This window comes from Vibrio ziniensis, from assembly GCF_011064285.1.
Lineage (GTDB): Bacteria > Pseudomonadota > Gammaproteobacteria > Enterobacterales > Vibrionaceae > Vibrio > Vibrio ziniensis.
In genome coordinates this window covers 149,240-163,250 of record NZ_CP049331.1, presented here as the reverse complement: position 1 = coordinate 163,250, position 14,011 = coordinate 149,240, and the positions used below count along the sequence as shown (strand labels likewise).

12 protein-coding genes are annotated in these 14,011 nt (G+C 42.7%); 4 read left to right on the top strand and 8 right to left on the bottom strand.

Translation table 11 applies throughout. The annotated features are described in order from the left end of the window. The 5 genes from gspG to gspC form a co-directional block, all read right to left on the bottom strand. On the bottom strand, positions 1–444 hold the full coding sequence (gene gspG, locus G5S32_RS00715; protein ID WP_165310025.1) for a type II secretion system major pseudopilin GspG: 444 nt from the start codon (positions 442–444) through the stop codon (positions 1–3). A 72-nt stretch (positions 445–516) separates the two neighbouring features. Beyond that, a complete protein-coding gene (gene gspF, locus G5S32_RS00710) occupies positions 517–1,737 on the bottom strand; it encodes a type II secretion system inner membrane protein GspF (protein WP_165310024.1) in 1,221 nt (406 codons plus the stop codon). Beyond that, positions 1,737–3,233, bottom strand: a complete 1,497-nt coding sequence (gene gspE / locus G5S32_RS00705; RefSeq protein WP_165310023.1) for a type II secretion system ATPase GspE — start codon at positions 3,231–3,233, stop codon at positions 1,737–1,739. The genes gspF and gspE overlap by 1 nt, the downstream gene beginning before the upstream one ends. Beyond that, positions 3,230–5,263, bottom strand: a complete 2,034-nt coding sequence (gene gspD / locus G5S32_RS00700) for a type II secretion system secretin GspD (protein WP_165310022.1) — start codon at positions 5,261–5,263, stop codon at positions 3,230–3,232. The genes gspE and gspD overlap by 4 nt, the downstream gene beginning before the upstream one ends. 34 nt (positions 5,264–5,297) lie before the next feature. Next, complete coding sequence (gspC, locus tag G5S32_RS00695; RefSeq protein ID WP_165310021.1) at positions 5,298–6,185, bottom strand: type II secretion system protein GspC; 888 nt, start codon at positions 6,183–6,185, stop codon at positions 5,298–5,300. Positions 6,186–6,443: 258 nt separating this feature from the next. On the opposite strand from gspC, the gene hslR reads away from it, so the two are divergent. From hslR to G5S32_RS00675, 4 genes are all read left to right on the top strand, one after another. Continuing rightward, positions 6,444–6,839, top strand: coding sequence for a ribosome-associated heat shock protein Hsp15 (gene hslR / locus G5S32_RS00690; protein ID WP_165310020.1), 396 nt, complete (start codon positions 6,444–6,446; stop codon positions 6,837–6,839). Between the two features lie 18 nt (positions 6,840–6,857). Continuing rightward, positions 6,858–7,748, top strand: a complete 891-nt coding sequence (hslO, locus tag G5S32_RS00685; RefSeq protein WP_165310019.1) for an Hsp33 family molecular chaperone HslO — start codon at positions 6,858–6,860, stop codon at positions 7,746–7,748. Positions 7,749–8,086: 338 nt separating this feature from the next. Beyond that, positions 8,087–9,715 (top strand): phosphoenolpyruvate carboxykinase (ATP), encoded by a 1,629-nt coding sequence (pckA, locus tag G5S32_RS00680; RefSeq protein WP_165310018.1) that lies wholly within the window; start codon positions 8,087–8,089, stop codon positions 9,713–9,715. A gap of 124 nt (positions 9,716–9,839) precedes the next feature. Then, entirely contained in the window at positions 9,840–11,717 is a 1,878-nt protein-coding gene (locus G5S32_RS00675; RefSeq protein ID WP_165310017.1) for an AsmA family protein, read from the top strand. 10 nt (positions 11,718–11,727) lie between these two features. Here G5S32_RS00675 and G5S32_RS00670 read toward each other — a convergent pair whose 3' ends face one another. Genes G5S32_RS00670 through G5S32_RS00660 form a run of 3 tightly spaced genes read right to left on the bottom strand, consistent with a single transcriptional unit; the run spans position 11,728 to position 13,999 of the window. Next, positions 11,728–12,657, bottom strand: coding sequence for a bifunctional GNAT family N-acetyltransferase/hotdog fold thioesterase (locus G5S32_RS00670; protein WP_165310016.1), 930 nt, complete (start codon positions 12,655–12,657; stop codon positions 11,728–11,730). Between the two features lie 18 nt (positions 12,658–12,675). After that, positions 12,676–13,110 (bottom strand): D-aminoacyl-tRNA deacylase, encoded by a 435-nt coding sequence (gene dtd, locus G5S32_RS00665; protein ID WP_165310015.1) that lies wholly within the window; start codon positions 13,108–13,110, stop codon positions 12,676–12,678. Continuing rightward, positions 13,082–13,999 carry a virulence factor BrkB family protein gene (locus G5S32_RS00660; protein ID WP_165310014.1) on the bottom strand — a complete coding sequence of 306 codons (918 nt, stop codon included), beginning with the start codon at positions 13,997–13,999 and terminating at the stop codon, positions 13,082–13,084. Before G5S32_RS00660 ends, dtd begins: the two co-directional genes overlap by 29 nt. Between the last annotated feature and the right edge of the window lie 12 nt (positions 14,000–14,011).

The following is a 14,011-nucleotide window of genomic DNA, read 5'->3' as shown; positions in this document are numbered from 1 at the left end:
TTATTGGAAATCTTGTATGTTCCAGTTACCGATATCGGCACTAGAACCTTCACCGCCTTCCTGACCATCAGCACCGAAAGAGAAAATATCTACAGTGCCATTATCGCCAGGGCTTAGGTATTGGTAATCGTTGCCCCAAGCATCTTTCGGTAAACGACGAATATAGCCACCATCACGATAATTACGTGGTTCTGGATTTGAAGGCTTGGTCACAAGAGCTTGCAAACCTTGGTCTGTGGTTGGGTAAACACTATTATCCAACTTATACATATCGAGAGCATTTTCCAAAGCCACGATATCTGTTACAGCTTTTTGTTGGTCAGCTTTCTCTTTGTTTCCCATCAAGTTAGGGACTACAAAACTGGCTAAAATACCCAAAATTACGATAACAACCATGACTTCTAACAAGGTGAAGCCGGACTGATTTTTACTACGTTTGTTCATTTTTGCTCCATTTGCAAAAGTCGATAAATGATATTTCGTCAAAATAATAACGTGAACAGACAGCACAAAGTGCTATCTAGACATCAAATTATTCATTTCCAAAATTGGCATCAAAGTAGCCATAACAATAAACAGTACCATCCCTGCCATAACCGCAATCAGTGCTGGGGTAAAAATACCCAACGCGATGTTTATGGTTGATTCAAAGTTGGTGTCTTGGTTATCTGCCGCTCGAGTGAGCATATTTTCAAGTTCACCACTTTGTTCACCACTGGCGATCATATGTAGCATCATAGGTGGGAAAAGTTTCGTTTCCGTTAGGGCCTTTCTCAGGCTAACCCCTTCCCTCACATTATCTGCTGCAATGCGGATTTGTTGTTTAGCATATTGATTGGACATAACATCCACAGCGATTCCCATTCCATCTAGGATTGGAATCGCACTCGACGCACAGATTGACAACGTGCGGGCAAAACGTGATGCATTAAGACCTCGGACAATTTTACCAATCAGTGGTAAATACATCAGTTTATAATCCCACTTGAGCCGAATATCCGGTTTGCGTAGTGCCCACTTGACTAGATAAATTAGGGCAACCATTACAACCAGAAGTTGCAGTCCCCAATGTTGGACAAACTCACTCGAAGACAACAAAAACTGGGTCGACGCTGGTAGTTGTTGGCTCATTTGCACAAATTGTCCAACAATTTTAGGCACTACAGCAGCGAGCAGAAATGCAACGATACCCACCGCAAAAACAACTAAAACAATAGGGTAAATCATCGCTTGCAAAAGTTTAGACTGCATTTTTTGTCGATTCTCAGCGTAGTCCGCCAATCGCTCAAGGATGGAATCTAAATGTCCGGATTTTTCGCCTGCCGATACCATCGAACGAAACAGATCATCAAATACATGCGGATAGTCACCAAAACTGTCGGCTAATGTATGCCCTTCGGTGACCTTAGCTCGTACGGCCGCTAACATATTACGAATATGAGGCTTTTCTGCCTGTTCAGAAACAGCGGTTAAACACTCGTCTAATGGCATTCCCGATTGAACCAATGTCGACAACTGGCGAGTAATCAGCGCTAAATCACTGGTGCTGATCCCACGGCCGAAAGAAAACGAGGAAGAACCTTTTTTAGTCGATTTTGACTTAGTCTCAATCACTTCTAAAGGAACGAGTCCTTGCTCTTTCAATCGTAAACGAGCTTGACGCGCACTATCCGCTTCAATGACACCTGTTTTATTTTTCCCTTTTGTATCCAGAACCTTATATTCGAATGCTGCCATTATGACTCCTTCGTCACGCGCATCACTTCTTCAAGAGAAGTGATTCCTTGCAGCACTTTGTCTAAACCATCCTGACGAATGCTCGGCGTATATTCACGAACATATTTCTCAATAGCCTGCTCTCCGGCTTCATCATGAATCAGAGATTGAACGGTTTCATCCACTAGCAACAACTCATGGATCCCTGTACGTCCTCGGTAACCTTTTTGGTTACAACATTCACATCCAACGGGACGATAGAGTGTAAGAGGTTGCTTTTTCTTCACCCCTAACAGTTTTTTCTGAGAGTCATCCGCTTCATATGCTTCTTTACAATCTGAACATAATGTTCGAACAAGACGCTGTGCTAATACCCCCAGCAAAGAAGAAGAAAGCAAAAATGGTTCGATCCCCATATCCCGCAGACGTGTTACCGCACCAATCGCAGTGTTAGTATGCAGTGTAGATATCACTAGGTGCCCCGTTAGAGAAGCTTGTACCGCAATTTGTGCTGTTTCTAAATCACGAACTTCTCCGACCATAACCACATCAGGGTCTTGGCGTAGAATGGCTCGTAGCCCACGCGCGAACGTCATATCGACTTTAGGGTTGACCTGAGTCTGACCAATACCATCAACGTCAAACTCAATTGGGTCTTCTACCGTTAAAATATTACGCTCATTACTATTAATTTCTTGCAGGCCCGCATATAGCGTGGTGGATTTACCAGAACCAGTAGGCCCAGTAACAAGTAGAATACCGTGCGGCCGTTCAATCAAATGACGGAAATTATCTTGGATACTTTCTGTCATTCCTAAACTATGTAAGTCGAGGCGAGTAGCATTCTTGTCCAGCAAACGCATTACTACACGTTCACCATGTGATGATGGCATAGTTGAAACACGAACATCGACAGCGCGACCACCAATTCGAAGAGAGATACGACCATCTTGCGGCACTCGCTTCTCAGCGATATCGAGTTTAGCCATAACTTTGACACGAGAAACAAGCAATGGAGCCAGTTTACGGCTTGGGCTTAACACATCACGTAGCACACCATCAACACGGAAACGGATTGATAATGTTTTCTCAAATGTTTCGATATGAATATCTGATGCACCTTCCTTGATAGCTTCACTTAACATGGCATTTATCAATTTAATGATCGGAGCATCATCATCGGATTCTAGCAGGTCTTCACTTTGAGGAAGCTCTTCCGCCAGTGAGAAAAAGTCGTCGTTATCGGCACCAATATCTTCCATCAACTGACGCGCTTCAGAAGAATCTCTTTGATAAACCTGAGTAAGTTTACTCTCAAAATCACCTTCACTCACTTCAACTAAGTGGAAAGAGCTTTGCAAGACTCGTTTAGCTTCAGCCAAAGCAATAATAGAAATTGGGGCAACATAATAAACGGTTGCCTCCGTTAAACTGTTATTCCATTCCAGTACGACTTTAAATCGATTGGCAAAGCTAAACGGCAATCTACGGACTATCGGCGCCACAACATCTGTCATTGAACCGCTTCCATTTGATCAATAAAGGCTTGAACCTCAGGCGGATATCGGCGGTCTTCGCCAAACTTTGGCAGTACAGGGATATTGTCATTATCCATTAACTTAAGACCTTGCTCTGCTTTGAATAGTTGCTCCGCACGAATATAGTTATATTTACGTTGGGTAATACCATCAGCTGTCATACCATCACGGATGATCGTCGGCTTGATAAATACCATCAAGTTTTTCTTTTCCACTTGAGTACTGGTAGATTTAAATAGATGCCCCAGAATAGGAATGTCGCCTAGAAATGGAACTTTAGATTCGCTTTCCATTGCTCTTTCGTCAATCAAACCACCTAGCACTAACATTTGCCCATCTTGAACCATTACAGATGTATTGAGCTGACGTTTGGCAAAACGGACATCCACAGCACCATTAGCACCTAACACGTTAGAAACTTCCTGTTCAATTTTGAGCTGAACTGAGTCACCTTCGTTAATTTGCGGTACGACTTTCAACTTAATACCCACTTCTTTACGATCAACCGTTTGGAATGGGTTCTCATTGTTTGAACCTGCAGCAGAACCAGTAATAACTGGAACTTCTTCACCAACAATAAAAGAAGCTTCACCGTTATCCATAACAGTAATACTTGGCGAAGAAAGAATATTCGAATTTGAATCTGTAGAGACTGCACTAATCAGCGCTGTCCAATCGCCCATCATAATGCTAACTGCAGCACCGTTGATGCCGGAAAGCGCTGATGCAAGCGTACTGTAGTCACCAGATTCAGTTACATCATAAGGTACACGGTTACCATCAGAGTTATAATAATATTCTGTGCTTGTGCTTTCTTTGGCTTCTTCTAAACCAACCATCACTTGGCCGATTGAAGCACCAGTATTACTATATTGAATAACCGAGCCACTTTCTAACGAACCCCATTGAACACCAAGGTTAATACCATCGCCTTCTGACATTTCAACAATTAAAGCTTCAATCAATACTTGCGCGCGACGGATATCTAACTGTGCAATGACATCTAACATCGCACTCATGATGTCTTGTGGCGCGGTTATTACCAAAGCATTCGTTCCAGCATGGGCTGTGATCATAATGTCATTGTTAGTGCTGCTGGCACCACCCGCACTTTTCTGACCGTTCTGACTTTTGGCTTGCAAGTTTTGCGATACGCCTTTAAGCACATCCACCAACTCTTCCGCTTTTGCGTATTTCAGGTAAACAACTCGGTTATTACCTTTAGTCGCCATTTCAACATCAAGTTGTCTAATCAGATTCTTAAGACGCTTGCGCACCTTTGGTTCGCCTGAAATCAAAATCGAGTTAGTACGCTCATCTGCAACAAGATTCGGCTGTAATGTAGCTGGAGTATTCTTTGCGTCAGAAGTCTTATTCAGAGCCTCAACAATACGCACCATTTCTGCCGCCGACGCATTCTTTAACTCAACGAGCTCAATATCTTTGTCACCCGCCTGATCCACTCGATGAACAATTTCAGCCAAGCGGTTCACTACCGCCGCGCGACCAGTGATCAAAATGATGTTTGCGGGGTCATAATGAACAACGTTACCTGCACCAGCGTTATCTATTAATTGACGTAACAGGGGAGATAACTCTCTTACCGACACGTTTTTAACGGCCACTACCTGAGTAACAACTTTATCACCAGAGGCTCTGTCATCATCACCCAACACTGGAATTGGTGAGGTCTTAGCATCTTTTGCTTTAACGACTTTAAGTACGTTGTTATCCATTTCAATAACGGCAAATCCGTACACTTCAAGCACATTTAGAAAGAAGCTATAGTACTGCTCATCATTCAGAGTGTCGTAACTGCGCACATCAATTTTACCTCGCACTGATGGATCAACAATGATCGTTTTCTCAAGGTTGCGGCCAACAATATTGACGAACTCTTGGATATCAGTGCCTTTAAAACTTGCGCTAAACTCGCTGGCTAATACCAGTGGTGAAACTAATAAACTGCCGGTAATTAACCATGTGCTTTTTTTAAGCCAATGCTTCACAAATACTCCCTAAGCTGAAGCTGGTGCATCAGATTTAAAATTGTATGTAAATGTCATATTGTTGCCCATCGCGTAATACGCTTAAATTGATCTCAGTCATTTCCGACATACCTGAAGCCAACTTACTCATTACATCAGGTTCGGTGAGGTCAAGACCATTAAATTCCGTGGCGATATCACCACTTTGTAAACCCACTGAATCAAATAATATCGAATCTTTCCCAGGGCTCACGCGATAACCTACTATGTTATCTTCCTCTTTCACTTGAGATAATCGAACATATTGGAAAATTTCTTGAGGATTATTCAGAATTGATGCTCGGATTGCATCCAATTTATCTTCATTATTATTGTCATTATTATCTTCTTGCTGGTTATTTTGTTTTGCCTGAGGACGACGCGGAGCGGTTCTTACAGCATTAGAACTTAGCTCAATATTTTCAGCCCCTTCCAACATTAACGTTTCGTCACGACCAGAGTTATCAATGATCACGCGATCAAGTAATACCGCTTTGAGTTTAGCTTTAGTGCCTTCAATAGACTCATTGATACCGTAAGTCGCTTGCACATTTCGATTAGCAATAACCGCCAGATTTTTATTGGCGTCACTACTTGCCACAACACCGACCAGAACCAAATTTAATTTGGTTTTTGGAGCATCAATAACTTGCTCAACAATGGCTACGGGCTCAACAGATTCTGAATACTGACCAAATAAAATACCCTGATGTAACGCGCTTAAATCTAATGACTTCGCTTTAGACACATTAACACCAGAGACTGCACTCGAGCGCAGCGCTATCACTGGTTCATCTTCTAACAGCCAGATCATTTTGCCCATGATCCACGCTGAAGCTGATAGCATAATAAGAGTGAGAAGGAGACTAAGTGTCTTCTGCCATTGATATAATTTTTTTAGCATCTGAATTGACCGTCTCGTCGAAAATAAAACTGCTTTAACTTCATTATTCGCCGCCAATATATCCTTAGTTCATTCTTACTTTTTTCAACTGTAATACTAACTGACTCGTTAATATAGGGGTCGAAAATTATAGCATCAAACAATATGGAATGTTTTTTTCTAATTATTAAAATGTCGGTTCGGTTGAAAATATGCCATTTAAGCGCCATTGTAATTCCCATAAAAGAGTCATACACAGATTAGAGAGCGATAAGCACAATGAGTTCCGCTAATTCCATGAAAGAAGAGGTTAGGCTCGATAAATGGCTTTGGGCTGCCAGATTTTACAAAACTCGTTCTGTTGCACGAGATATGGTCGATGGTGGCAAAGTTCATTATAATGGCCAACGATCAAAGCCAAGTAAGATTGTCGAGCTTGGTGCGGTAATTACTCTGCGCCAAGGTCAAGAAGAGAAAACTGTTATCATTAACAGGATATCGGATCAAAGGCGTGGTGCACCGGAAGCGCAAACCCTCTATTCAGAGACGCTTGAGAGTATAGAAAAACGTGAGCGTCATGCGTTAGCACGCAAGTTAAATGCCCACAACCCAAGTCCAGATCGCCGCCCAGATAAAAAACAGCGTCGAGATCTTCTAAAATTTAAACATCAGTAAATAGCCGGATTATTCCTTATGACTACAAGCGCAAAGGCGACCAACGTATTAAATCGCTACCTATTTGAAGACTTATCAGTACGCGGTGAGCTAGTACAGCTAGACAAAGCGTACCAACAGATCATCACTAGCAAGGAATACCCAGCGCCAATTCAAACGTTATTGGGCGAGCTACTAGTGGCCACGACCCTATTAACGGCTACACTTAAGTTTGAAGGTTCTATTACCATGCAATTGCAAGGAAACGGTCCTGTATCCTTAGCGGTTATCAATGGCGACAACAACCAACGTATTCGTGGTGTAGCTCGCTGGGAAGGTGACATTGCCGATGACGCAGGCTTGCACGATTTAATGGGTAAAGGTCATTTAGTAATTACCATCGAGCCGAAAAAAGGCGAACGCTACCAAGGAGTGGTAGGGCTAGAAGGTAACAATATTGCTCAAGTAATTGAAAACTATTTCTTACGCTCTGAACAACTAAAAACCCGTTTATGGATTCGTACTGGTGAACACGAAGGCAAACCGCATGCAGCAGGCATGCTACTGCAAATTGTTCCAGATGGTACAGGTTCGCCTGAAGATTTTGAACACTTAGAGCAACTAACCAACACAGTGAAAAACGAAGAACTTTTCACTCTTGAAGCAAACGAGCTGCTGTACCGCCTATACAACCAAGAACAAGTAAAACTGTTTGAACCTCAAGATGTTGAGTTTCTATGTGGCTGTTCTCGTGATCGTAGTGGTGCAGCAATTGTGACTGTCTCTCGCGATGAAATAAACGACATTTTAGCAGAGGAAGGATCGGTTTCTTTACATTGTGATTACTGCGGCACAACATATTCTTTCGATTCAGCACAAGTCGCTGAGCTATATTCTCAAGCACAAAGTGACACCAAAACACTGCATTAATTCACTAGAATTAACAAGCACGTAATCTTTGCACAAGAGCCAGCATAAAGCTGGCTTTTTTTGTGATCACAACCCAATAAAAACAAGGCTTGAAACCACCGTACGGCATACTTAATTTCTAGTCATTATTAATGATTTTCTCTGGTATCTGCCTTCAACTACAAGATAAAATACTCAGGCTAATATATGTGACGAGTCACCTAAAACCACAGGAAAGAAGTGGATGTTTTTTGAACTATCTCCCTGTTTTCTCCCAGACCCGTTGTTAGCATGGTTAGCAGATAACAATTAAAAACATTATTACAAAATCCCTACAAAAATCCTTATAAGGAGCACCTATGACCGTTATGGAACATACAAAGGCTGCACAATTAGACCTAACCCAATACGGAATAACCAACGTAACTGAAGTGATACATAACCCAAGTTACGAAACGTTATTCGCTGAAGAAACGCGCTCAGACCTAGAAGGCTACGAAAAAGGCGTAGTCACTGAACTGGGAGCAGTAGCAGTAGACACTGGCATCTTTACTGGTCGCTCACCTAAAGATAAGTTTATCGTTAAAGATGACACCACCCGTGACACCCTATGGTGGACATCTGAGAAAGCAAAAAACGATAACAAACCAATCAGCCAAGAAATTTGGAACGACTTGAAAGCTCAAGTGAACAAACAACTTTCTGGCAAACGTCTGTTTGTATTCGACGGTTATTGTGGCGCTAACGCTGATACGCGTTTATGTGTGCGCTTTATTACTGAAGTAGCTTGGCAAGCTCACTTCGTTAAAAATATGTTTATCCGCCCAAGCGATGAAGAATTAGCGAATTTCAAACCTGATTTTGTCGTTATGAACGGTGCTAAATGCATCAATACCAAGTGGCAAGAGCATGGTTTGAACTCTGAAAACTTCACCGTATTTAACCTAACTGAAAAAATGCAGCTTATCGGCGGTACTTGGTACGGCGGTGAGATGAAGAAAGGTATGTTCGCAATGATGAACTATTTCCTTCCTCTTCAAGGTATTGCGTCTATGCACTGTTCAGCGAACATGAGTAAAGACGGCGACGTTGCTATTTTCTTTGGCCTATCTGGTACAGGTAAAACCACACTTTCTACCGATCCAAAACGCGCACTGATTGGTGATGACGAACACGGTTGGGATGATGACGGTGTATTTAACTTTGAAGGTGGCTGTTACGCGAAAACGATCAAGCTCTCTAAAGAAGCTGAGCCTGATATCTACAACGCTATTCGCCGTGACGCACTACTAGAAAACGTCACTGTACGTGGTGATGGATCTATCGATTTCGATGACGGTTCAAAAACAGAAAATACCCGTGTTTCTTACCCTATCTATCATATCGATAATATTGTTAAGCCTATTTCAAAAGGCGGTCATGCCAACAAAGTGATCTTCTTGTCTGCCGATGCCTTTGGTGTTCTACCTCCTGTGTCTAAGTTGACTCCTGAACAAACCAAATACCACTTCCTGTCTGGCTTCACTGCAAAACTTGCAGGTACTGAACGTGGTATTACCGAACCTACACCAACCTTCTCTGCATGTTTTGGCGCAGCGTTCCTAACGCTACACCCAACTCAATATGCAGAAGTGTTGGTAAAACGTATGGAAGCCGTTGGCGCTGAAGCTTACCTAGTGAATACGGGTTGGAACGGTTCAGGCAAACGTATCTCGATTCAAGATACTCGCGGTATTATTGATGCGATTCTGGATGGCTCGATTGAAGAAGCGAAAACAAAACACGTTCCTATCTTCAACTTAGAAATCCCAACAGCACTACCAGGTGTTGATCCTTCAATTCTTGACCCACGTGATACTTACGTTGACCCACTACAATGGGAAAGCAAAGCGAAAGACCTTGCGACTCGCTTCATCAACAACTTCGACAAGTACACGGATAACGCAGAAGGTAAAGCTCTAGTTGCAGCAGGTCCACAACTAGACTAAAGCAGACATCTTAGCGTTTAACGTCAAAAAAACTAGCAAGCCCCTATATTTAGGGGCTTTTTTGTTGAAGCAAATTGATATTTGATCAAAGCTGTTAGCTTGTCCGTTTAGCCGATACGAAACCATGAAGAAGCTGTTAGCACTAGGGATTGGAGTTATAGCCATACTACTCACGTTAACGTTGGTAGTATTTGGTGTTATGCACACCCGCTATTTCACGCCTTCAGCTCAATGGCTAACTCAACAATTGTGGCCCCAAAAACTCTCATTCTCTAAACTTGAGTATGAGTATCCGACGCATTTCACCTTACATAACGTCAGTATAGAAACGGATGAACAGCCGATCTCTTTTTCCAAAGTTGATATTTGGTTAAACGAAAAACTGATAAAACAAGACAAGTTGGTCATCGATAGTCTATTACTCGATGGCGCTAACTTTTCCCAAGGTTTACCCGCGTCAAACTTCCTCCATTACTTGCAACTAAATCAACTGGCTCTACACAATGTGGATTTTTCACAACAAGGGCTTATTGCTCGTGGAGTTAATCTTCAGGTCAAGCATCCGCAATGGAAAGATACCGAGCAATTGCTGCCCTATGGAGAACTTCAACTTTCTGCTGACCAGTTTTACTGGAATGGAGAAGCTTTTGATAAAATTCTGATTGATGCGGATTATAAACCTTCAGACAGCACGGTGTATGGCGCCTCATTCAAATGGCAAGGAGGCGACTTTTCAGGTCAGGCAGAACAGTTGGCTTCAGGGTGGTCACTAATTAATACGACCATCAACCATCTAGATCTACCTGAATCATTAAGCAGCACAACGGATGAACTACAACAGCAAGCGCTTAAATACATAACCCACATTAACAGTTTAGATATTCTTAACAGCCAATTGACGATAGCCGGATTGAGATTAGAGAATTTTGCCGCGTCTTTGGAAAATTTATCTCTGACTCATTCAATATGGCAACAGGATCAAGGTTACTTGTCATTAAATGCCGATACCATTTTATGGAAAAACACCCAATGGATTGAACCTAGCATCAAGCTTGATTTTTCTGACCAAACCATTGCTATCAGCGACTTTTCAACAGAAGTATTGCAAGGTAGCGTACAACTATCAGGAACAGTGACACCGAGCAGCCTTCATTTAAAGGAACTTAACGTCCACGGTATAAAATGGTTTGGTGAATCTCAGCAAGATCTCGCTTGGTTAGATGAAAAATGGCCGCAGTTTGATGAACTGGTCATAGAACAATTAAACATCAACAACCTGCAGCTTATTCAGTTGTACAACAAACCATTTTGGCAACTATCCGGCTTAACGATTGAAGGATCGAACACTCAATTGATTAAAGACAACCGATTGGGATTATGGAATGGTGATGTCGTTATCAATGCTAACAGCGCCAGTATAGGCAATATTGTTAGCAGCCAAGGCCTAATTGATATGCGAAGTGAGCAAGGGGTCTGGCAGCTTAATAAAGCATTTATACCACTTGAACAGGGTTATCTTGAAGCGAATGCAAGCTGGGATTTCACCAAAGCGAGCTCGCCCTGGTCTCTGACTGCACATGCTGATGGTCTACCGTTTTCCGTTATGAATTACTTTGTCCAACTGCCAGTTAAGATTGATGCTACTACGGAATTCGACGTTAATGCAGAAGGGTTGGCAGGAGACTATTCTATGCTTGCACACTCTATTTCAGGAGAGCTTAATGGTAGCATGCGCGAAGGCATTATGATGATCGAAAGCCCTGAGTCTTTAGTCGTACAACCCTTTGAAATTGAGAACTTTAACTTGATAGCAGACAGAGGACGAATCCATCTTGCTAAGACCGCTTTGAAAGGTTCTGGATTGGAAGCTGATATCACTGCCCAACTTGATTTGGTTTCACCTCAAGAGGGGCAGTTTAAGCTCAATGTTGCTCAAGGTTGTGAGAACGTGAGTTATGACTTGCAAAACAATAAACAAGAGTTTCAGCCTTGTCCTAAATAAAGCTTGTGCTTTAATTCGCACCGGCCTTTTTTAGGATCTCTTGGTAATTGGGAATCAGCATATAGGTTCCAACAAAGGCCACAGCCTCAACATCACCACTCGATATGGTCACATTCACCACAATTCGCGCTTTACGGCCAGATGCTAAACGATCCAAGTCGCCACTAATTCCATCTAAGGATGTCGATGCAACAGGGTTATGAACTACTGGGTGGCGATAACGAATACTGCTGTCCACCAACACTATATCACCTTCTAAACCACGCTCACGCATCAATAACCACGCCATCCCCCAACCAGTTAACGTGGCTAGAGTGAATGCAGAACCGGCAAACATAGTATTATGTGGGTTCAGGTTCGGATTTATTTGCGCACAGCACTGAAATTGATACCCCGTATACTGCTGAATCTTGATACCCATTTTATCACTGATTGGAATTTGGGTTGCCCAGCGTTCCTGAAGTTCCGTACACCACTCTGGTTTACGTAACACATTTGCCATGGGATCCAGTTGCTTCACCATCTGTTGGTGACGAACAGGTCCACGTTCATCGTTCAGTTCACCACGACGCTCAAAACCATTTTTTTCATAAAATGAAATCGCATCTTCACGAGCATTACAGACAAGACGTTTCGCCCCTTCCTGACGGGCTAATGACTCCAATGCAACCAAGACCAACGATCCCATGCCTTTACTTCGGCGAGTCGCTTTTACCGCCATATAACGAATTTGGCCTTCACTGTCAGGCGTAATGTATAGGCGACCTATAGCGATGGGCCTTCCTCTACCATCGACAATCATGCGATGATGGCTCATGGGATCATATTCATCGCGTTCTGAACCAATAGGCATTCGCCAAGGTTCACGCAACATCTGCCAGCGGAAGTGGTAATACTTATTGAGCTGATTATCCGTAGTCGGCGTAATAAGTTTAAACATAGATTCCGTTCCTAAAATTTATACCTGCAACCAGAACGTTACAGGCCCATCATTGACCAGTGAAACTTTCATGTCTGCCGCAAAGCGTCCTCGCTCAGTTGGCAATACAGCCTCACATAGATCAGAAAAATAATTATACAGACGCTCAGCATCTTGTGGATGAGCACCACGAGAAAATCCCGCTCGTGTCCCTTTTTTTGTATCAGCAGGCAGTGTAAATTGAGACACAACCAACACTCTGCCTCCCACATCTTTTACACTTAAATTCATTTTGCCTGCTTGGTCTTCAAAGACTCGATAAGAGGTCACGCGCTCCATTAAACGCTTAGCTTTCGCTTCATCGTCTTCACGCTCAACTCCTAACAATACCAATAAACCTTTTTCGATTTGACCGACTACTTCACCGTCGACGCGTACTGCAGCTTCACTTACTCGTTGAATCAACGCTATCACTGGAATTTTCTTCCTTATCACTATTTGAAAGGGAACCTGAGTCTATCACGTCTTTTTCCTCACTCCAGCATTCACGCTCGCCTAACGCAGCCGTCACTTCTGCCCCAATCAATACGATCACCCAGCACAAATATATCCAGACGAACAAAATTGGTATTGCCGCCAGCGCTCCATAAATTAGCTGGTAAGAAGGGAAATGAGTGATGTAAACAGCAAACGCCTTTTTACTTAGCTCAAACAGAACAGCGGCCACCAGCGCGCCAGCAAGAGAATGATAAATATAGACCTTTTTATTCGGAACTAATAAGTACAGCCCCGAAAAAGCGAAAAATGAAAGTAAGAACGGAAGCCAACGCAAGAACAGGGTATAAACGCCAACCATAGCCTCACTATTGATGATTTTTAGCGAAGTGATATATGACGTCATCGCAATACTTGCACCTAATAACAGTGGTCCAAGCGTCAATATCATCCAATACATTGAAAACGAGAAAACCACCCGGCGTTTGTTCTTCACCCGCCATATGTAGTTCAGATTCTTATCAATATTAGAAATAAGCATCAGTGCTGCAACAAACAAAAACACACCACCGACAGCCGTCATTTTTGCAGTGTTGGCGATGAACTCAGATAAAGCAGTGCGCACAGCTAAACCCGCAGCGGGAACAAAATGCTCTATCACAAAATCTTGAAGCACCTCCCCCACATTAGAGAAGATCTCAAAAGATGACATGATAGCGAGTGATACAGTGAACATCGGTACAATAGAGAGCAAAGTGATATAAGCCAGATACCCTGCATTGACATTCACTCTGTCATGTTTGACTCTCAAAAACAGATAGCGACTAAACGCAAATATCTGTTTGGCAAAGTACGATAAGTTCAACATTCTCTCCTAGAC